The sequence below is a fragment of the Xanthobacter sp. YC-JY1 genome (genome assembly GCF_021730305.1).
GTDB classification, from domain to species: Bacteria; Pseudomonadota; Alphaproteobacteria; order Rhizobiales; family Xanthobacteraceae; genus Xanthobacter; species Xanthobacter flavus.
The window spans coordinates 4,186,216-4,203,949 of record NZ_CP032674.1 but is presented as its reverse complement, the minus strand read 5'-3'; the positions used below and the strand labels follow the sequence as shown (position 1 = coordinate 4,203,949).

18 protein-coding genes and 1 pseudogene are annotated in these 17,734 nt (G+C 68.5%); 14 read left to right on the top strand and 5 right to left on the bottom strand.

The annotated features are described in order from the left end of the window. Nucleotides 1-9: 9 nt before the first annotated feature. Together D7006_RS19785 and D7006_RS19780 are read right to left on the bottom strand one after the other, a co-directional pair. Nucleotides 10-324, bottom strand: a complete 315-nt coding sequence (locus tag D7006_RS19785; protein ID WP_029555553.1) for a hypothetical protein — start codon at nt 322-324, stop codon at nt 10-12. Between the two features lie 75 nt (nt 325-399). Then, a complete protein-coding gene (locus tag D7006_RS19780; RefSeq protein WP_169123791.1) occupies nt 400-1,314 on the bottom strand; it encodes a LysR family transcriptional regulator in 915 nt (304 codons plus the stop codon). 106 nt (nt 1,315-1,420) lie between these two features. Here D7006_RS19780 and D7006_RS19775 point away from each other — a divergent pair. The 12 genes and pseudogenes from D7006_RS19775 to D7006_RS19720 all read left to right on the top strand — a co-directional run. After that, nucleotides 1,421-1,720, top strand: a pseudogene (locus tag D7006_RS19775) (Dabb family protein); the annotation flags it as partial. A 139-nt stretch (nt 1,721-1,859) separates the two neighbouring features. Then, the gene (locus D7006_RS19770; RefSeq protein ID WP_237354270.1) at nt 1,860-2,948 is read left to right on the top strand and encodes a maleylacetate reductase; all 1,089 of its coding nucleotides are present in this window, start codon (nt 1,860-1,862) and stop codon (nt 2,946-2,948) included. After that, nucleotides 2,948-4,312, top strand: a complete 1,365-nt coding sequence (locus tag D7006_RS19765) for an amidohydrolase family protein (RefSeq protein WP_237354269.1) — start codon at nt 2,948-2,950, stop codon at nt 4,310-4,312. The genes D7006_RS19770 and D7006_RS19765 overlap by 1 nt, the downstream gene beginning before the upstream one ends. A 22-nt stretch (nt 4,313-4,334) precedes the next feature. Next, the gene (locus D7006_RS19760; protein ID WP_237354268.1) at nt 4,335-5,252 is read left to right on the top strand and encodes an NAD(P)-dependent oxidoreductase; all 918 of its coding nucleotides are present in this window, start codon (nt 4,335-4,337) and stop codon (nt 5,250-5,252) included. Further along, nucleotides 5,249-6,130: an intradiol ring-cleavage dioxygenase gene (locus tag D7006_RS19755; RefSeq protein WP_237354267.1), complete on the top strand. Its 882-nt coding sequence runs from the start codon at nt 5,249-5,251 to the stop codon at nt 6,128-6,130. The genes D7006_RS19760 and D7006_RS19755 overlap by 4 nt, the downstream gene beginning before the upstream one ends. Nucleotides 6,131-6,220: 90 nt before the next feature. Continuing rightward, a complete protein-coding gene (locus tag D7006_RS19750) occupies nt 6,221-7,612 on the top strand; it encodes an FAD-binding oxidoreductase (RefSeq protein WP_371745129.1) in 1,392 nt (463 codons plus the stop codon). 8 nt (nt 7,613-7,620) lie between these two features. Beyond that, complete coding sequence (locus tag D7006_RS19745; RefSeq protein ID WP_169123798.1) at nt 7,621-9,159, top strand: sugar ABC transporter ATP-binding protein; 1,539 nt, start codon at nt 7,621-7,623, stop codon at nt 9,157-9,159. Then, nucleotides 9,152-10,117, top strand: a complete 966-nt coding sequence (locus tag D7006_RS19740) for an ABC transporter permease (protein ID WP_169123799.1) — start codon at nt 9,152-9,154, stop codon at nt 10,115-10,117. The genes D7006_RS19745 and D7006_RS19740 overlap by 8 nt, the downstream gene beginning before the upstream one ends. Then, a complete protein-coding gene (locus tag D7006_RS19735) occupies nt 10,114-11,088 on the top strand; it encodes an ABC transporter permease (RefSeq protein WP_237354265.1) in 975 nt (324 codons plus the stop codon). The genes D7006_RS19740 and D7006_RS19735 overlap by 4 nt, the downstream gene beginning before the upstream one ends. Before the next feature lie 49 nt (nt 11,089-11,137). Then, nucleotides 11,138-12,136 (top strand): sugar ABC transporter substrate-binding protein, encoded by a 999-nt coding sequence (locus D7006_RS19730; protein WP_237354264.1) that lies wholly within the window; start codon nt 11,138-11,140, stop codon nt 12,134-12,136. A gap of 89 nt (nt 12,137-12,225) precedes the next feature. After that, nucleotides 12,226-12,513, top strand: a complete 288-nt coding sequence (locus D7006_RS19725; protein ID WP_237354263.1) for a YciI family protein — start codon at nt 12,226-12,228, stop codon at nt 12,511-12,513. A gap of 43 nt (nt 12,514-12,556) precedes the next feature. Beyond that, nucleotides 12,557-13,120: an NADPH-dependent FMN reductase gene (locus tag D7006_RS19720; RefSeq protein WP_237354262.1), complete on the top strand. Its 564-nt coding sequence runs from the start codon at nt 12,557-12,559 to the stop codon at nt 13,118-13,120. An 86-nt stretch (nt 13,121-13,206) separates the two neighbouring features. On the opposite strand, the gene pcaF is transcribed toward D7006_RS19720, so the two are convergent. Genes pcaF through D7006_RS19705 form a run of 3 tightly spaced genes read right to left on the bottom strand, consistent with a single transcriptional unit; the run spans nt 13,207 to nt 15,821 of the window. Then, a complete protein-coding gene (gene pcaF, locus D7006_RS19715; protein ID WP_237354261.1) occupies nt 13,207-14,409 on the bottom strand; it encodes a 3-oxoadipyl-CoA thiolase in 1,203 nt (400 codons plus the stop codon). Nucleotides 14,410-14,418: 9 nt separating this feature from the next. Then, a complete protein-coding gene (locus D7006_RS19710) occupies nt 14,419-15,102 on the bottom strand; it encodes a 3-oxoacid CoA-transferase subunit B (RefSeq protein ID WP_237354260.1) in 684 nt (227 codons plus the stop codon). Continuing rightward, nucleotides 15,099-15,821: a 3-oxoacid CoA-transferase subunit A gene (locus D7006_RS19705; protein ID WP_229646302.1), complete on the bottom strand. Its 723-nt coding sequence runs from the start codon at nt 15,819-15,821 to the stop codon at nt 15,099-15,101. The genes D7006_RS19710 and D7006_RS19705 overlap by 4 nt, the downstream gene beginning before the upstream one ends. A gap of 159 nt (nt 15,822-15,980) precedes the next feature. On the opposite strand from D7006_RS19705, the gene D7006_RS19700 reads away from it, so the two are divergent. Next, nucleotides 15,981-16,718, top strand: coding sequence for an IclR family transcriptional regulator C-terminal domain-containing protein (locus tag D7006_RS19700; protein WP_169123879.1), 738 nt, complete (start codon nt 15,981-15,983; stop codon nt 16,716-16,718). Between the two features lie 79 nt (nt 16,719-16,797). After that, a complete protein-coding gene (locus tag D7006_RS19695) occupies nt 16,798-17,691 on the top strand; it encodes an alpha/beta fold hydrolase (protein ID WP_237354259.1) in 894 nt (297 codons plus the stop codon). Nucleotides 17,692-17,734: the final 43 nt, after the last annotated feature.

The following is a 17,734-nucleotide window of genomic DNA, read 5'->3' as shown; positions in this document are numbered from 1 at the left end:
CCGCCATCGCTAGTCCGGCGGGGAGGAGCCCACAGGCGCCACCTTCCCGCCGGGGCGGTGCAGCAGGGTCAGCGACAGGAAGGCACCGACCCACGAGCCCGCTGCCGCGAAGACCACATAGACCCAGTTCTCCGTGTAGCTGATGACGGCGAACGAGGAGAGCATGTACCAGACACTCGACCAGTTGGCCGCCGAGAGGCGTCGTCTCGCCACCACGGCCGAGGTGAAGGCCACATAGCAGGCGTCAGTGGCGGCCGTGGCGATGAAGACCCCGAGCGCGATGAGCGGGTCGAGGGCTGAAAAGGCACCGAGGATGTGCTGCATGGGCCGCCCGGAAGGCAAGGGGTGTCGGATCACCCCATCATGGCGAAACCCCACGCCCCGGCAACACGCGCCGGATCATGCCGACCAGATGCCGCTGCTCGAGACCTGCCGCACATAATTGACGAGAAAGTCGGTGAACACGCGGATCTTCGCGGGCAGGCGCTCGCGGTTCTGATAGGCGATGTTCATGGTCAGCATGGGCAATTGCCAGTCCTGCATCACCGCCACCAGCCGGCCGGAGGCGAGGTCGTCCTGCACGATGTAGAGCGGCTGGATGAGGATGCCGAGGCCTGAAAGGGCCGCCTGGCGGATCACCTGCCCGTCATTGCAGTCCAGCGCGCCGGTGATGCGCACGGTGCGTTCCACGTCACCCTTGGTGAGGCGCAGCGAGAACGGGTCCTGCGCGAGGTTGTAGACCAGCATGTCGTGTCGGGTGAGGTCGGCCGGCTCGCGCGGGCGGCCGTGCTCCTCCAGATAGGTCGGCGAGGCGGCCAGCACGCGTCGCATCCGGCCCAGGCGGCGCACGATGATGTTGGTGTCCGGCTCGTGCAGGCGGGTGCGGATGGCGACGTCGATGCCGGCCTCGATGAAGTCGAGGTATCGGTTCGCCACGGCGATATGCACGTTGAGCTTGGGATAGAGCTTGCGGAACTCAGGCAGCATGGGCGCGAGATAGATGGTGGCGAAGGAGAGCGAGCTCGTCACCCGCAGCAGGCCCTGCGGGGCGAGGGTGTGCTCGTTCACCGCCTCCTCGGCCTCCGCCAGCTCGGTCAGCAGGGTGCCGCTGCGCTGGTAGAATTCCTGCCCCGCCTCGGTCAGCCAGAGGCGTCGGGTGTTGCGCTCCACCAGGCGCGCGGCAAGCCGCTCCTCCAGCGCCGCGAGATGCCGGCTCGCCGCCGCATTGGACATGCCCAGCGCCTCCGCCGCGCGCGAGAGGCTGCGCAACTCGGCCGTCTTCACGAACACCTCGAGCTGGGTGAAGCGATCCATATTTCCACTTCGCGCAAAAGACAGTTCCGGAAAATCCCGTTTATTTCCGCTGCGCGCAAGTCAAAACTCACATCCAACGAAAGACCAATAGGTCGAGGAAACGCCAATGATGGGACCCATTCGCCACATCGTGATGTGGCGCGTGAGCGGAGAGACGCGCGAGGAGCGCGCCGCCGCCCGCCAGAAGGTCAAGGCTGCATTCGAAGGCCTGCGCGGCCGCGTCGCCGGCATGACCCGCGTCGAGATCGGCCTCGACATTTCCGATGTCGATTATGCTTGCGACGTGGTGCTGGTGTCTGAATTCGCCACCGCCGCCGATCTAGCGGCCTATGCCTCCCATCCCGAGCATCTGCGCGTGCGCCAGGAACTGGCGGACCTGCGCATCGCGCGCTTCCAGGTGGACTATGTGGCCGAGGACGCCGCCTTCGGCGCCATCGAGACCCGCCATCCCACGGCTGCCCCGGTCCCGCATCCCCGCGGCGCCCTCCTCGCCGGCGAGTGACCCTAAGGCTCGCCTCCGTGTGCGCCGCGAACGGATCTGAACCATGATCGAGACCTTCACCTACGAGGCCCTGCCCATCCGCGTCCGCTTCGGTCGCGGCACCGTCGCCGAGGTCGGCGCCGAGGTGGCGCGGCTCGGCGCGCGGCGGGCGCTGGTGTTGACCACGCCGCAGCAGGCGGGCGAGGGCGAGCGCATTGGCGGGCTCATCGGCGAAGCGTGCGCGGGCGTCTTTCCCGGCGCCACCATGCATACGCCGGTGGAGGTGACGGAGCAGGCGCTCAATGCGCTGAAGGCCGCCGATGCCGACTGCGTCGTGGCGCTGGGCGGCGGCTCCACCACGGGCCTTGGCAAGGCGATTGCTCTGCGCACCGGCGTGCCTCAGCTGGTCATCCCCACCACCTATGCCGGTTCGGAGATGACGCCCATCCTCGGCGAGACGCAGGAGGGGCGCAAGACCACCATCCGCTCCCTCGATGTGCTGCCCGAGGCGGTCATCTACGACGTGGACCTCACACTCACTTTGCCGGCCGGCCTCTCCGCCACCTCCGGCGTCAACGCCATCGCCCATGCGGTGGAGGCGCTCTACGCCCGCGACCGCAATCCAGTGATCTCGCTGATGGCGGAGGACGGCATCCGCACCCTCTCCTCGGCCCTGCCCATCCTCATCCACGAGCCGGCAAACATCGAGGCGCGCACCATGGCGCTCTATGGTGCCTGGCTGTGCGGCTGCTGCCTCGGCGCGGTGGGCATGGCGCTGCACCACAAGCTCTGCCACACGCTCGGCGGCACCTTCAACCTGCCCCACGCGGAAACGCATACCATCGTGCTGCCCCACGCGGTGGCCTACAACGCCCCCGCCGCGCCGGAGGCCATGGCCGCCATCACCCGCGCGCTCGGCGCGCCGGATGCGGCGCAGGGGCTGTTTGATCTGGTGCGGGCGCTGGGCGTGCCGCGCGCGCTGTCGGAAATCGGCATGCCGGCTGATGGCATCGATACCGCCGCCGACATCGCCGTGGAGAACCCCTACTGGAACCCGCGCCCCGTCACGCGCGACGGCATCCGCGCCCTCATCGCTCGCGCTTATGCCGGCGAGCGGCCCGTGGCGGCCGAGCGGGCGGAGGAGGCGGCCTGATGGGCACCCGCACCCTCATCTCCGGCGCCACCATTCTGTCGATGGACCCGTCGGTCGGCGACCTGCCGAAGGGCGACATCCTCATCGAGGATTGCCGCATCGCCGCCATTGGTGCGGAGATTGCGGCCGGGGATGCGGAGCGGGTCGATGGGGCAGGGCGCATCTGCGTGCCCGGCTTCGTCAACGCCCACATGCACACCTGGCAGACCGGCCTCAGGAGCCTTGCCGCCGACTGGACGCTGCTGGAATATTTCCGCTGGGTGCATGCGGGCCTCGCCACCCGATTCCGGCCGGAGGACATCGGCATCGCGACGCTGGTGGGCGCGCTCGGGCAGATCGATGCCGGCACCACCACGCTGGTGGACTGGTGCCACAACAACCCCACGCCGGACCACACCGACGCCGCCGTCGCCGCGCTCGCCGAGAGCGGCATCCGCGCGGCCTTCTTCCACGGCTCCCCCAAGCCCGATCCCAAGCCCGGCGAGCCGCATTTCTCCGAAGTGCCGCACCCGCGCGCCGAGATCGAGCGCCTGCGGCGGGGGCCGTTCGCCAGCGACGAGGGTCTGCTGACGCTGGGCCTCGCCATCCTCGGCCCCCATTATTCCACCATGGAGGTCGCCCGCGCCGACTTCCGGCTCGCCCGCGAGTTCGGCCTCGTCGCCTCCATGCATCAGGGCGGCGGCGCGGCGAAGACGCCGGGCGGCTGGGAGACGCTGATCGCCGAGGGGCTGGTCGGCCCCGGCGTCAATGTCGTGCACGGTAACGACCTCTCCGACGAACTGTTCTCCCGCCTCGTCGACCTCGGCGCCTCCTTCTCGGTGACGCCGGAAAACGAGATGACTCAGGGCCACGGCTTCCCCGTCACCGGCCGCCTGCTGAAGCTCGGCGCGGCGCCGTCCCTCGGGGTGGATCTGGAAAGCGTGCTGGCCGGCGACATGATGGGCGTCGCGCGCATCGCCCTCGGCATGCAGCGGGTGCTGGACAATACGGACAGCCGCCGCGAGATCGGGGCCATTCCGCCCACCTCCACGGTGCGGGTGCGGCAGGCGCTGGAATGGATCACCATCGAGGGCGCGCGGATGCTCGGGCTCGACCATCGCATCGGCTCCCTCGCCCCCGGCAAGCAGGCGGATCTCGTGCTCATCGACGCCCGCGCGCTGCACCTCCAGCCGGTCCATGATCCCGTCGCCACGGTGGTGATGCAGGCGGGGCGGGGCGACGTGGAAGCGGTGATGATCGCCGGTCGTTTCGTCAAGAAGAACAGGACGCTCGCCGCGAGCGGCATCGAGGAGAAGCTCGCCCGGCTCAAAGCCTCGGGCGCGCGCATCGTCGATGAGCTCGGCCTCGGCAAGAAGGCGGCATGAAAGGCGGCGTGAGGAGAGGATGATGGCTGATACTTTGACACTCGGCTGGATCGGGCTCGGCAAGATGGGCCTGCCTATCTCCACCCGCCTCGCCGGCACCGGCCGCGACATCGCCGGCTTCGACCGCGATCAGGAGCGCATCGCCGAGGCCGCCGCCGGCGGCGTCACGCCCGCCGCGACGCTGGAGGATGCGGCCGGCCGGGACATCGTTTTCACCTCGCTCCCCGACGACAGGGCGCTCCGCGCCGTAGCGCTGGACGGGCCGCTGCTCTCCGCCATGCGCAAGGGCGCGATTCTGGTGGAGACCTCCACCGTGAGCCCCACCATTTCGGCCGAGCTGGGCGCTGCGGCGGAACGCGCCGGCATCCTCTATCTGCGCGCACCGGTTTCCGGCAACGCGGCCATCGCCCACACCGGCAATCTCACCTGCTTCGTCTCCGGCCCGCGCGCCGCGTTCGACACCTTCCTGCCGGTGGCGCAGGACTTCACCCGCGCCCAGAAGTATCTCGGGACGCAGGAGGAGGCGCGCTACGCCAAGCTCTCAGTGAACCTGATGATCGCCGTCTCCGCCGCCATGATGGGCGAGAGCATCGTGCTCGCGCGCAAGGGCAACCTCGCCTGGCAGGACATCCTCGACGTGCTCACCAACAGCGCGGTGGGCTCGCCCATGGTCCATTACAAGGCCAAGAGCCTGGAAACGCGCGACTTCAATTCCACTTTCTCCTGCCGGCAGATGGCCAAGGACCTCGACCTTATCGTCGGGGCCGGCCACGCCGCCGAGATGGCCATGCCCCTCGCCACGCTCACGCGGGAGATCTACGGCGCGCTCATCGGGCGCGGCGACGGGGAGGCGGACTTCATTGCACCGGTCCGCCTCGCCGAATGGCTTGCCGGACTGGGCGAGCCGGATCTCGACAAGAATGACGGGAGGCTCGCATGAGGAATTTCGACCAGTTTTCCATCACCGAGGCGGTGCTGGAGCGCGTCGCCAACGCGCCTGATGCCCGCATCCGCGAGATCAGCGAGGCGCTGGTCCGCCACCTGCACAATTTCATCCGCGAGGTGCGCCCCACCCAGGCGGAATGGGAAAAGGGCATCGCCTTCCTCACCGACACCGGCCACATGTGCACCGGCACGCGGCAGGAATTCATCCTGCTGTCGGACACGCTCGGCGTCTCCATGCTGGTGGACGCCATCAATCACGACCACCAGACGGCGGTCACCGAGAGCACCGTCCTCGGCCCCTTCTATGTGGAAGGCCCGCCGGAAGTGGCCTGCGGCACCGACATTTCCGGGCATCTCGAAGGCGAGCCCATGTTCGTCTCCGGCTCGGTCGCGACGCTCGACGGCACGCCGCTGGTGAATGCCATCGTCGATGTCTGGCACTCGGACGTGGACGGCTATTACGACGTGCAGCACGAGGAGAACGGGCTTGTGGCCCGCGCGCGCCTGCGGACGGACGATCAGGGCCGCTTCTCCTTCTGGTCCATCAAGCCCGCCGCCTATCCCATCCCGCACGATGGCCCGGTGGGCAAGATGCTGGAGGCGCAGGGGCGCCATCCGTGGCGGCCAGCCCATGTGCATTTCATGATCGAGGCGCCCGGCCACGAGAAGCTCGTGACCCATGTGTTCGTCGACGGCGACGCCTATCTCGACAGCGACTCGGTGTTCGGCGTGAAGGACTCGCTCATCCGCGATTTCACCGCCCACGCGCAGGGCGCCGCACCGGACGGGCGGGTGATGGACCAGCCCTGGTGCCAGCTGACCTACGATTTCAAGCTCAACCCCGTCTCCGCCGCGACTTCGCAGGCGGCGTAACGGGACGGACAGACGCGCAGCAAGCCCGGACAACGGGACGCGCGGAGGGAGGAAAGCATGTCTGCCCATATGCCCATCGCAGCGCATCCCATGGATGGCGCCCTGGCGCGGCTCGCCGAGATCGTCGGGGAACGGGCCACCCGCGCCCCCGGCGTGCTCGCCGACCACGGCCGCAGCGAGGCCTACCACCCGGCCACTCCGCCGGACGTGGTGGTGTATCCGGAGACGACGGCCGAGGTGCAGGCCATCGTGCGCCTGTGCCGCGAGATGAAGCTGCCGGTCGTCGCCTTCGGTGCCGGCACCTCGCTGGAGGGCAATGCGGCGGCGCTCCACGGTGGCGTCTGCCTCGACATGGGGCGGATGAATGCGGTGCTGAAGGTGAACGCCGAGGACATGGACGTCACCGTCCAGCCCGGCATCACCCGCAAGCAGCTCAACGCCCAGCTGCGGGACACCGGCCTGTTCTTCCCCATCGATCCCGGCGCCGACGCCTCCATCGGCGGCATGACCTCCACGCGCGCCTCGGGCACCATGGCGGTGCGCTACGGCACCATGAAGGACAATGTGCTGGCGCTGGAAGTGGTGCTGGCCGACGGCCGCGTCATCCGCACCGCCCAGCGGGCGCGCAAGTCCGCCGCTGGCTACGACCTCACCCGCCTGTTCGTAGGGGCCGAGGGCACGCTCGGCGTCATCACGCAGGTGACGCTGAAGCTGCACCCGCAGCCGGAGGCCATCTCCTCCGCCGTCTGCGCCTTCCCCGACCTCAAGGCCGCCGTGGACACGGCCATCGCCGTCATCCAGTCCGGCGTGCCGGTGGCGCGGGTGGAATTGCTCGACGCGGTGATGATGCGCGGCATGAACCTCCACGCCAAGCTCGGCCTGCCCGAGGTGCCGCACCTCTTCTTCGAGTTCCACGGCTCCAAGGCGTATGTGGCCGAGCAGGCCGAGACCACCGAGGCGCTGGCGACCGAGTTCGGCGGCGAGGGCTTCCAGTGGGCGACGACCCCGGAGGAGCGCAGCCGCCTCTGGCATGCCCGCGACAACACGCTCTATGCCGGCCTCGCCCTGCGCCCCGGCGCGAAGGCGATGATCACCGACGTGTGCGTGCCCATCTCGCGCCTCGCCGAATGCCTGGTGGAGACAGCGGCCGACATCGCGCACACCGGTCTCGTGGCGCCCGTGGTCGGCCATGTGGGCGACGGCAATTTCCACTTGCTGGTACTGATCGATCCCGCCAGCGCCGAGGAGCTGGCCCGCGCCAAGGCCTTCTGCGACCGCCTCGCCCGCCGCGCCATCGCGCTGGAGGGCACCTGCACCGGCGAGCACGGCATCGGCTTCGGCAAGATGGACTTCCTGCCGCTCGAGCTGGGCGATGCCGTGGATGTCATGCGCCTCGTGAAGGGCGCGCTCGACCCCGACGGCATCCTCAATCCGGGCAAGATCTTCCGGCCTCGCGACAGACAGCAAGGAGACGCACCATGAGGGCGGTCATGGCAACGACGCCTCGCCTCGAGCTGGCCGCGCCCCCGGCCGTGCCCGGCACCCCCATTCTGGAGCTGAAGGGCATCTCCAAGACCTTTCCGGGCGTGAAGGCGCTGGACGATGTGTCCTTCGCCGTGTGGCCGGGCGAGGTGCACATGCTCCTCGGCGAGAACGGCGCCGGCAAGTCCTCGCTCATGAAGGTGCTTTGCGGCGCCTATCAGGCGGATGCCGGCGAATACTTCCACAATGGCGAGAAGGTGGAGATCCGCTCCCCCGCCGATGCGCGGCGCTTCGGCATCGCGGTCATCTTCCAGGAATTCTCCCTCGTCCCCTATCTGGACGTGGCGCAGAACATCTTCCTCGGCCGCGAGTTCCCCTCGCGCATTCCGGGCCTGCTCGACCGCCGCCGCCTCTATCGCGAGGCGCAGAAGGTGCTGGACCTCATCGGCCTCGAGGTGGATCCGCGCACCAAGGTCCACCAGCTCGGCGTTGCCCAGCAGCAGATGGTGGAGATCGGCAAGGCGCTGTCGCAGGATGCGCGCATCCTCGTCATGGACGAGCCCACCGCGGCGCTGTCCGACCGCGAGACCGAGCGGCTGTTCGAGGTGATGCGCCAGTTGCAGGCGAAGGGCGTCGCCCTCGTCTACATCTCGCACCGCATGGCCGAGGTGTTCGCCCTCGGCGACCGGATCACCGTGCTGCGCGACGGCAAGCTGGTGGGTCGCGCGCTTCCCGGCGAGACCTCGCCGGACGAGCTGGTGCGGATGATGGTCGGCCGCAACGTGGACATGTCCTATCCCCGCCGCTTCGCCACCGAACCGGGCGAGGTGGTGCTGGAGACCAAGGGCCTCTCGTCCAGCAACGGCATCCGCGACATCGACCTGAAGGTGCGGGCGGGCGAGATCGTCGGCCTGTGCGGCCTCGTCGGCTCCGGCCGCACGGAGGTGGCGCGCGCCATCTTCGGGGCGGACGCGGTGACGGCGGGAGAGGTGCGCATCTTCGGCAAGCAGCGGACCGGCGGGCCGGATGCCGCAGCCTTTGCGGGCGTCGGCCTCATCCCGGAGAGCCGGAAGGCGGAAGGCCTCGCACTCATCCGCACGGTCAGCGACAACCTTGCCGTGGCCGGCCTCCCGAAGCTCTTCCCCAACATGATGTTCTCGCCCGGCAAGGCCCGGCGCTCGGCGCAGGAGCTGATCCAGCGCCTGCGCATCGCCACGCCCTCGCCGAACCAGAGCGTCGCCGTCCTGTCGGGCGGCAACCAGCAGAAGGTGGTGATCGGCAAGTGGCTCGCCGCCGGCACGCGCCTGTTCATCTTCGACGAGCCCACCCGTGGCATCGACGTGGGCGCCAAGTCCGAGATCTTCGCCCTCATCGACCAGTTGGTGGCCGAAGGGGCGGCGGTGCTCATGATCTCTTCCGAGCAGGCGGAGATCGTCCATGTCTGCGACCGCGCCTACGTCATGCGGGGCAAGCGCATCGTCGGCGAACTCGGCCGCGCCGACCTCTCCGAAGAGAACATCGTCCGAATGGGGATGCACGATGAGTGACCACGCCCTTTCCTCCGCTCCCGGCTCCGCGCGGGCGCGCATCCCGTCCGTGCCCGGCGTTGCCGTTGCGCTGGTCGGCCTCAGCGTGCTGTTCGCGGTGGCGAGCCCCGGCTTCCTCACCGCCGGCAACCTCTCCAACATCCTGGTGCAGTCGGTGATCCTGCTGCTCCTCGCTTTGCCCATGACGCTCATCATCATGACGGAGGGGCTCGACCTCTCCATGGGCGCGGTGCTCACCCTTGCCTCGCTGGTGCTGGCGCTGATCGTGGTGGCCACCCAGTCGCTGATGCTAGGGCTCGCCGGCGCGCTGTGCGTGGGCCTCGCCTTCGGCCTCACCAACGGCTGGCTGGTGGCGTCGCTGGGCATCCCGCCCTTCGTCGCCACCCTCGGCACGCTGGGGGCGGCGCAGGGGCTCGCGCTCATCGTCTCGGACGGGCAGAGCGTGGTGGGCATCCCGCGCTTCGTGCGGCTGGTCTATTCCGGCGAGGTGGCGGGCATCCCGAACCCCATCCTCATCGGAGCGGGCTTCTACGCCCTGTTCCACGTGCTGCTCTACCACACCCGCTTCGGCACCTACATCTGCGCGCTGGGCGGCAACCGCGAGGCGCTGACGCTGGCCGGCGTCAAGTGGAAGCGGCTGCTCATCTCCGTCTACATGCTGGGCGGAGCCATGGCCGGCGTCGCGGCCCTGCTGATGACGGCGCGCATGAATGCCGGCCACCCCACCGCCGCCATCGGCATGGAGTTCGACGCCATCGCCGCCGTGGCGCTGGGCGGGACTTCCTTCGAGAAGGGGAACGGCTGGATCTTCGGCACCCTCATGGGCGTGCTCACCGTGGGCGTGCTGCGCAACGGGCTGAACCTCATGGCCGTGCCCTCCTCGGTGCAGGTGGCCTGCATCGGCGTCCTCGTCATCTTCGCCCTCTTCCTCGACGGCATGCGGAGCAAGAAGTCATGAGCCTCGCCGGCGACATCTCCGCGGGCACGCCCCGCATCCACCTGTCCAAGGACATGCAGCAGCTCATCTACCGGCTGCTGGCGGCGGGCCTCCTGTGCGTGGCGCTGAGCGTCGCGACGGACGCCTTCTTCACCACCAACAACATCCTCAACGTGCTCCGGCAGGCGAGCCTGCTGTTCTTCCTCGCCTCGGGGCTGACGCTGGTGATCCTCACCGGAGGGCTCGACCTCTCGGTGGGCGCCAATATCGGGCTTTCCGCCTGCCTCGCGGCGACCGTTATCAAGGCCACCGGCTCGCCGGCACTCGGCACGCTCACCGGGCTCGCCACGGGCTGCGCCATCGGCGTCTGTAACGGGCTGATGGTGGCGAAGCTGCGCATTCCCTCCTTCATCGCCACCTATGGCATGCTCTGGGTGCTGCACGGCCTGACCTATTACTACATGGCCGGCGAGACCATCCACGGCTTCCCGCCTGGTTTCCGGCAGATCGGCTCGGGCTATTTCCTCGGCATCCCGATCCCGGTCTATCTGATGATCGGCTTCCTCATTGCCGGCACCGTCTTCGCCCAGCGCACGGTGTGGGGGCAGCAGATCTATGCCATCGGCGCCAATCCTGTGGCGGCGCGGCTCACCGGCATTCCCGTCGATCGCCGCCTCATCCTCGTCTACGCCTTCTCGGGCGCCATGGCGGGCGTCGCCTCCATCGTCTTCCTCGCCCGGCTGAACTCGGCCGAGGGCGACATCGGCGAGGCGATGACGCTGCCGGCCATCGCGGCGGTGCTCATCGGCGGTGCCTCGCTGTTCGGCGGTGTGGGCAGCGTCTTCGGCACCTTCGTCGGCGCCCTCATTCTCACGCTGGTGCTGAACGGCATGAACCTGCTGGCGGTCAATTCCAGCTGGCAGCCTTTGGTGACGGGCGTGATCGTCATCTTCGCCGTGTGGCTCGACATGATCGGCCGCAAGCGCTCGTAGGGCGTATTTCAAGTCAAAAGCCAAATATCAAGAATCGGAGGAAGACCCCATGAAGACGTTGAAGTCCAACCTCAAGCTCATCGCCGCGGCGCTGCCCGTGGCGCTCCTGTCCACCGGCGCGCTGGCCGCGGACGAGACCATCGCCGTCTTCACCAAGAACCAGACCAACCCCTATTTCCAGACCGTGCGCGTGGGCGCCGAGGCTGCGGCCAAGTCCATGGGCGCCAAGGTGGTGCACTACATTCCCACCAAGCCGGACTCGATCCCCGAGCAGCTCAGCCAGATCGAGGACGTGATCGTGAAGAAGCCGAGCGCGATTGTCTTCGTGCCGGTGGACTACAAGGCCATGGTGCCGGGCGTGGAGCAGATCAACGACGCCAAGATCCCCGTGGTGAACGTCACCGACCGCTCGGCGGGCGGCAAGTTCCTCGCCTTCGTCGGCGCCGACGACTACAGCCTCGGCCTCGAGACCGGCCGCTACCTGCTCAAGGAAATGGGCGGCAAGGGCAATGTGGTGATCCTGGAGGGTGTGAAGGGCTCGCTCACCAATATCGACCGGGTGCGCGGCTTCACGGACGCCATCAAGGAAAACAAGGACGTGAAGCTGCTCGCCAGCCAGCCCGCCAACTACCAGCGCCTGCAGGGCCTGCAGGTGATGGAAAACCTGATGCAGTCCCATACGCAGATCGACGGCGTGCTCGCCGCCAACGATGCCATGGCCATCGGCGCCATCGAGGCGCTGGACGGCGCCAACCGCAAGGCCAAGGTCATCGGCATCAACGGCACGAAGGAGGCTGTGGACGCCATCAAGGCCGGCAAGCTGCTCGCCTCGGGCGACTATAACGGCTTCGTGCAGGGCTGCATCGGCACCATGGTGGCCATCCGCGCGCTGCGCAACGAGGCCATCGTGACCGAGGTGGTGCTGAAGCCCACCGTGGTCAACGCCTCCAACTACCAGCCCTACGACGTGCCGCTGGACGCCCGCGCCTGCCCGAGCTGGGCGGACGCCGCCGCCATGGCCACCAAGACCCCGACCAAGACGAACTGAAGACGTTTCGCAAAATCGGCCCATGACAACCAGGCGGGGCGACACCGGCACAGGCCGCGTGCCGCCCCGATCGCGAAGGAGCCCATCCCATGCTGTTCGTCATCCACGGCGTTGATCGCCAAGGCGCGCTCGACACCCGCCTCGCCCACTATGAGGCGCACAAGGCCTTTCTGTCCGACACCTCCGCATTCGGGGTGGAGATCGTCATGTCCGGCCCGCTGGTGGCTGATGATGGAACCACAATGATCGGCAGTCTCTTTCTCATTGAGGCGCCGGACCGCGGGGCGGTCGAGGCCTTCAACGCGGCCGATCCCTTCAAGAAGGCGGACATCTGGGAGCGGGTGACGATCACCGGCTTCCTGCGGCGCCAGGGCTGACGTCCACAGGGGTGAATGCCCAAGCATTTCAAGGAGACGACTTATGGCAAGCGATGCCCGCCCGATCCGGGTGGTGGGAATTTCCGGCAGCCTGCGCAAGGGCTCCTACAACACGATGGCCCTCAAGGCGGCTATGGACCTCGCGCCCGAAGGCATGACCATCGAGGCGGCCGAGATCGGCGATCTGCCGCACTACAATGACGACGTACGCCTCGCCGGCTATCCCGCTGAGGTGGAGCGCTTTCGCGCCCAGCTTGCGGCGGCGGACGCCATCCTGTTCGTGACGCCGGAGTACAATTACTCCATCCCCGGCGTGCTGAAGAACGCCATCGACTGGGCCTCCCGCCCGCCGAGCCAGCCGTTCGACAACAAGCCGGTGGCCATCATGGGCGCCAGCATGGGCGTGCTGGGCACCGCGCGGGCGCAGTATCAGCTGCGGCAGATGCTGGTGTTCCTCAACGCCTTCCCGCTGAACAAGCCGGAGGTGATGATCGGCGCCGCCCAGACCAAGTTCGACGCCTCAGGCTCTCTGACGGACGAGGCGACGGCGGACTTCATCCGCCAGCTGTTCACCGCGCTTGCCGCCTGGACCGAGCGCCTGCGCTGACCTGAAGCTGGCATGCCCCTGAAACGGCAGCGGCGAAAGGCTTGGCCCCTCGCCGCTGCTTTTCTATTACCTGCCGGAAGGGCCGATCACACCCGCTCCAGCGCCACCGCGATGCCCTGGCCGACGCCGATGCACATGGTGCTGAGCGAGCGCTTGCCGCCGGTCAGGGAGAGTTCCAGCGCCGCCGTGCCGGTGATGCGCGCGCCGGACATGCCGAGGGGATGGCCGAGCGCGATGGCGCCGCCATTGGGGTTCACCCGGGCATCGTCATCGGCGATGCCGAGGTCGCGCAGGGTGGCGAGGCCCTGGGAGGCGAAGGCCTCGTTCAGCTCGATCACGTCGAAATCGGCCGGGGTGAGGCCGAGGCGCGCCATCAGCTTCTTGGAGGCCGGCGCAGGGCCGATGCCCATGATGCGCGGCGGCACGCCGGCCGCCACCCCGCCCAGCACGCGGGCAATGGGGGTGAGGCCGTATTTCGCCGCCGTCTCCGCGTCCGCGAGGATCAGCGCAGCGGCACCGTCATTGACGCCCGAGGCGTTGCCCGCCGTCACCGTGCCGCCCTTGCGGAACGGCGTCGGCAGCTTGGCCAGCGCCTCGATGGTGGTGGCGCGCGGATGCTCGTCCCGCTCCACGAGAAGGGGCTCGCCCTTGCGCTGGGGGATGGCCACGGAAACGATCTCCCGCGCCAGCCGCCCGTTCGCCTGCGCGGCGGCGGCCTTGGCCTGCGAGCGCAGGGCGAAGGCGTCCTGGTCGGCGCGGTTGATGGCGAAGTCCTCGGCGACGTTCTCGCCCGTCTCCGGCATGGAATCCACGCCGTACTGAGCCTTCATCAGCGGGTTCACAAAGCGCCAGCCGATGGTGGTGTCGTGGATCTCGGCATGGCGGGAGAAGGCGGTGTCCGCCTTGGGCATGACGAACGGGGCGCGGGACATGGATTCCACGCCGCCGGCGATCATCAGGGACGCCTCGCCCGCCTTGATGGCGCGGGCGGCGGCGATGATCGCATCCATGCCCGAGCCGCACAGGCGGTTGATGGTGGTGCCGGGCACGCCGACCGGCAGGCCGGCGAGCAGCAGCGACATGCGCGCGACGTTGCGATTGTCCTCGCCCGCCTGGTTGGCGCAGCCGAAGATCACATCGTCCACGGCGCCGAAATCCACGCCGGGATTGCGCGCCATGAGCGCCTTCAGGGGCACGGCACCGAGATCGTCCGCCCGCACCGAGGCGAGCGCGCCGCCGAAGCGACCGATGGGCGTGCGGACATAGTCGCAGATGAAGACGTCCTTCATTGCGGGCTCCTACAGCTGGGGAACGATGAGGTCGGCCACGGGGCCGGCGATGACCAGCTCGGCCCCGGTGAGGGACTGGAGCTTTTCGAGCGTGATGGTGGGCAGCTTCTCGCGCAGCACGAAGCGGCCGCCCTCGATGTCCACCACGGCGAGGCTGGTATAGACCCGCGTGACGCAGCCGACGCCGGTGAGGGGCAGGGTGCAGCGGTCCAGTAGCTTCGGCTCGCCGGCCTTGGTGACGTGCTCGGTGATGACCGCGACGCGCTTGGCGCCATGCACGAGGTCCATGGCCCCGCCCACCGCCGGAACGCCCTTGGCGCCGACGCTCCAGTTGGCGAGGTCGCCATTCTGCGCCACCTGGTAGGCGCCGAGGATGGCGACGTCGAGATGCCCGCCGCGCACCATGGCGAAGCTGTCCGCATGGTGGAAGAAGGCCGAGCCGGGCTTCAGCGTCACCGCCTTCTTGCCGGCATTGATGAGGTCCCAGTCCTCCTCGCCGGCCGGGGGTTCCTGGCCGAAATCGAGGATGCCGTTCTCGGTGTGGTAGATCACCTCCCGGCCGGCCGGCTGATAGCGCGCGACCATCTCGGGGAAGCCGATGCCGAGATTGACATAGGCGCCGTCGGCGATGTCCTGCGCCGCGCGCCAGGCGATCTGGGCGTTGGAGAGCTTGGTATCGTCGCTGGCGGTCATGGATAGGTTGCTCCGGCGCGGTTCAGCAGCTCTTCCTGGGCGGGGTTGGGCACTTCCACCACGCGCGAGACGAAGATGCCGGGGGTGACGACATGCTCGGGATCGATGGTGCCGGGCGGCACCACCTTCGACACCTGCACGATGGCGTGCCGGGCCGCCGTGCACATCAGCGGGCCGAAGTTGCGGGCCGCCTTGTTGTAGGTGAGGTTGCCGAGGCGGTCGCCGAGATGCGCCTTCACCAGCGCGAAATCGGCCTTCAGCCAGCGCTCCTGCACATAGGGCCGACCGTCGAACTCGGCGGTGGGCTTTCCGTTGGCGAGCTCGGTGCCGTAGGAGGTGGGCGTGTAGAAGGCCGGGATGCCGGCGCCGCCCGCGCGGATGCGCTCGGCCAGTGTGCCCTGCGGCACCAGCTCCAGCGCGATCTCCCCGGCGAGATACTTCTGCGTGAACACACGCGGATCTGCCGAGCGGGGGAAGGAGCAGATGAGCTTGCCCACCATCCCCACCTCGATCATGGCGGCGAGGCCGACATGGCCGTTGCCGGCATTGTTGTTGACCACCGTGATGTTGCGCGGCGAACCGGTCTTCACGAAGCGGTCGATGAGGGCGTGGATCAGCTCGATGGGCGCGCCGGAGCCGCCGAAGCCTCCGATCATCACCGTGGCGTTGTCGCCGATGTCGGCCACCGCCTCCGCGGGTGTGGCGATCGTCTTGTCCATTCTGGTCCCTGTTGCGCCTGGGGCGGCGCCCCTTTCCATATCCGACGAATAAAAAACGCCCCTCTCGACTTCAATCCAATTTGTGCGATATAGGATATTTGTTGACATATCGCACAAATCGAAGGGCGGTTCGTGACCGGCATATCCCAGCGCGACACCATGGGCGGGCTCGCCAAGGGGCTCTCGGTGATCGAGACCTTCACCGCCGAGCGGCCACGCCAGTCCATCGCCGAGGTCTCCGTCGCAAGCGGGCTCGACCGGGCGACCGCCCGGCGCTGCCTGCTCACGCTCGCCCATCTCGGCTATGCGGACTATGACGGGAAGTTCTTCACCCTCACGCCCCGCGTGCTCAGGCTCGGCACGGCCTGCCTCGCGGCCATGCCGCTGCCGCAGATGGTGCAGCCCTGGCTCGACCGGCTGTCGGAGGAGCTGGGGGAAAGCTCCTCCGTCTCCATCCTCGATGTGGACGAGATCGTCTATGTGGCGCGCGCGGCGCAGCGCAAGCTGATGTCCATCGCTCTCATGCCCGGCTCGCGGCTGCCGGCCTATTGCACGTCCATGGGCCGCGTGCTGCTCGCCGCCTTGCCGGAAGCGGAAGCCATGCGTCTCCTGCGCCTGCGTCCGCTCGCGGCCCGCACGCCGCTGACGCTGACCGATCCCGAGGCGGTGATGGTGCAAGTGAAGGGCGCGCGGGAGCGGGGATATGCGGTGATCGACCAGGAGGTGGAACTCGGCCTCTGCTCCATCGCGGTGCCCCTTCTCAATGCGCGAGGCGTCGCAGTGGCGGCGCTCAACCTCGGCCTGCCCGCCCTCGCCGGAGATGCCGAAACCCTGGCGGCGCGCTATCTTCCCGCGCTCGTGCGGGTGCAGGGGGAAATCCGCAAGATCCTGAGATAGAAGCGGGCACCCCGCGATGGATCAAGGTGGACCGCAGCCGCCCGCACGATGCTAGAATGGTGCGATCACGCGGGATGCCATGAAAAGAGATACCTTTCACGCGCAGGACGGCGCGAGCCTCGCCTTTTCCGACGTCGGCACCGGGCGGCCGCTGCTGGCGCTGGCCGGCTTCACCCGCAACGGGCGCGATTTCGACTATCTCGGCCGGCATCTCCATGACGTGCGGCTGATCCGGCTCGACAGCCGGGGGCGCGGCGAATCCCAGTGGACCGGGGCCGATACCTACACTGCGCTCCAGGAAAGCGACGACGCGCTCGCTTTGCTGGACCATCTCGGGATCTCGCGCGTTGCCATCATCGGCTCGTCGCGGGGCGGGATCCTCGCCATGCTGATGGCCATGAAGGCGCCGGCGCGCGTCGCCGGGGTGTGCCTCAACGATGTCGGGCCGGTGATGGAGCGCGCGGGCCTCGAGCGCATCGGCGCCTATATCGGCGTCGAGCCCGCCGTGACCACGCTGGAGGAGATCGCCGACCGCATGCCGCAGGCCAATCCCGGCTTCCACCATGTGCCGGAACTGCGGTGGGAGGAGGAGGCGATCCGCCGCTTTGTGCAAACGCCGAACGGGGTGGGCCTGCCCTATGACCCCGATCTGCGCCTGTCGTTCCAGAAGGCCCTGGCGGCACCGGCGACGGACGCCTGGCCCCTGTTCGACGCTTGCGCCGGCGGGCCGCTGGCCCTGATCCGCGGCGCCAATTCCGACGTGCTGAGTGCCGGCGCCGCGGCGGCGATGGCGGCCCGGCGCCCGGACATGATCTATGCGGACGTACCCGATCGAGGCCACACGCCCTTCCTCGACGAGCCGGAGGCACTGGCGGCGATCCACCAATGGATCGACCGCTGTTCCTTTGCCGAAGAAGAGACGCCATCGCGGGATGCGGTGGGCGACGCTGCACAGCAGCAACGCACCGGCTGAAGCGGACCGGCGCAGCCCCCGCGAGATTCGCGATGCAAGGGCG

What these genes read in the sequence shown, in the direction of transcription:
- D7006_RS19785 (WP_029555553.1), bottom strand. Translation starts at nt 324, where the DNA reads ATGCAGCACATCCTCGGTGCCTTTTCAGCCCTCGACCCGCTCATCGCG.
- D7006_RS19780 (WP_169123791.1), bottom strand. Translation starts at nt 1,314, where the DNA reads ATGGATCGCTTCACCCAGCTCGAGGTGTTCGTGAAGACGGCCGAGTTG.
- D7006_RS19770 (WP_237354270.1), top strand. Translation starts at nt 1,860, where the DNA reads ATGATCGAGACCTTCACCTACGAGGCCCTGCCCATCCGCGTCCGCTTC.
- D7006_RS19765 (WP_237354269.1), top strand. Translation starts at nt 2,948, where the DNA reads ATGGGCACCCGCACCCTCATCTCCGGCGCCACCATTCTGTCGATGGAC.
- D7006_RS19760 (WP_237354268.1), top strand. Translation starts at nt 4,335, where the DNA reads ATGGCTGATACTTTGACACTCGGCTGGATCGGGCTCGGCAAGATGGGC.
- D7006_RS19755 (WP_237354267.1), top strand. Translation starts at nt 5,249, where the DNA reads ATGAGGAATTTCGACCAGTTTTCCATCACCGAGGCGGTGCTGGAGCGC.
- D7006_RS19750 (WP_371745129.1), top strand. Translation starts at nt 6,221, where the DNA reads ATGGATGGCGCCCTGGCGCGGCTCGCCGAGATCGTCGGGGAACGGGCC.
- D7006_RS19745 (WP_169123798.1), top strand. Translation starts at nt 7,621, where the DNA reads ATGGCAACGACGCCTCGCCTCGAGCTGGCCGCGCCCCCGGCCGTGCCC.
- D7006_RS19740 (WP_169123799.1), top strand. Translation starts at nt 9,152, where the DNA reads ATGAGTGACCACGCCCTTTCCTCCGCTCCCGGCTCCGCGCGGGCGCGC.
- D7006_RS19735 (WP_237354265.1), top strand. Translation starts at nt 10,114, where the DNA reads ATGAGCCTCGCCGGCGACATCTCCGCGGGCACGCCCCGCATCCACCTG.
- D7006_RS19730 (WP_237354264.1), top strand. Translation starts at nt 11,138, where the DNA reads ATGAAGACGTTGAAGTCCAACCTCAAGCTCATCGCCGCGGCGCTGCCC.
- D7006_RS19725 (WP_237354263.1), top strand. Translation starts at nt 12,226, where the DNA reads ATGCTGTTCGTCATCCACGGCGTTGATCGCCAAGGCGCGCTCGACACC.
- D7006_RS19720 (WP_237354262.1), top strand. Translation starts at nt 12,557, where the DNA reads ATGGCAAGCGATGCCCGCCCGATCCGGGTGGTGGGAATTTCCGGCAGC.
- pcaF (WP_237354261.1), bottom strand. Translation starts at nt 14,409, where the DNA reads ATGAAGGACGTCTTCATCTGCGACTATGTCCGCACGCCCATCGGTCGC.
- D7006_RS19710 (WP_237354260.1), bottom strand. Translation starts at nt 15,102, where the DNA reads ATGACCGCCAGCGACGATACCAAGCTCTCCAACGCCCAGATCGCCTGG.
- D7006_RS19705 (WP_229646302.1), bottom strand. Translation starts at nt 15,821, where the DNA reads ATGGACAAGACGATCGCCACACCCGCGGAGGCGGTGGCCGACATCGGC.
- D7006_RS19700 (WP_169123879.1), top strand. Translation starts at nt 15,981, where the DNA reads ATGGGCGGGCTCGCCAAGGGGCTCTCGGTGATCGAGACCTTCACCGCC.
- D7006_RS19695 (WP_237354259.1), top strand. Translation starts at nt 16,798, where the DNA reads ATGAAAAGAGATACCTTTCACGCGCAGGACGGCGCGAGCCTCGCCTTT.